This window comes from Pseudomonas sp. TJI-51, assembly GCF_000190455.2.
GTDB classification, from domain to species: Bacteria; Pseudomonadota; Gammaproteobacteria; order Pseudomonadales; family Pseudomonadaceae; genus Aquipseudomonas; species Aquipseudomonas juntendi.
In genome coordinates this window covers 6,213-6,852 of sequence record NZ_AEWE02000172.1, presented here as the reverse complement: position 1 = coordinate 6,852, position 640 = coordinate 6,213, and the positions used below count along the sequence as shown (strand labels likewise).

Sequence of the window (640 nt, the reverse complement as noted above, 5' to 3'; positions counted from 1 at the left end):
TTGTGACAAACACCTATCAGCCCTGATGCGATCCCTGCAGGAGCTGGCTTGCCGGCGATAGGAGGGGGAAGCCCTCCCGCTTTTGAGCCCTCCCTCATTTAAGGCTACGATGGTCAGACCCGCACAACCAAGGTCTGCAAGGCTCATGATCATCGGTGCCGTCCTTATCCTCACCTGGCTGGTGCTGCTGTTGCGCTACCCGGCCAAGGCCCTGCCCATTTCCCTGGCCGCCGTGTGCGGCCTGGGCCTGGTGGCCCTGTTCGTTGCCTGGCAGGACACCCGCGAAGCCTCGCAACTGGCCCGCCTGGACCTGCGCCTGCGCTACGCCCCAGACCAGTGCCCCGCCGACCGAACCCTGCAGGTGCACATGAAGAACGGCAACCCGGTACCGCTCACCGAACTGCGTTGGCGCGTAGCCGCCTATGCACCGGGCGATACCGTGAACCTCGCCGAAAATACCTACAACGCGCCGCGCTACCGTGGCCCTGGCGAACTGCAGCCGGGGGCCGAGTGGGAAGACTGCCTGCCCTTGCCGCCCCTGCGTTCCGGTTACCGACCACAAACCCTGGAGTTTCGGGCTGAGCACCTGCAAGGTACATTTGCCAATTGATTCATTGCCAGTACTGGCCCTATCGCCGGC

Annotated in this window: 1 protein-coding gene; it reads left to right on the top strand. The window is 64.1% G+C overall.

Annotation, left to right across the window (positions count from 1 at the left end):
- Positions 1-145 precede the first annotated feature (145 nt).
- Positions 146-610: a hypothetical protein gene (locus tag G1E_RS26225; protein WP_009685806.1), complete on the top strand. Its 465-nt coding sequence runs from the start codon at positions 146-148 to the stop codon at positions 608-610.
- Positions 611-640 lie beyond the last annotated feature (30 nt).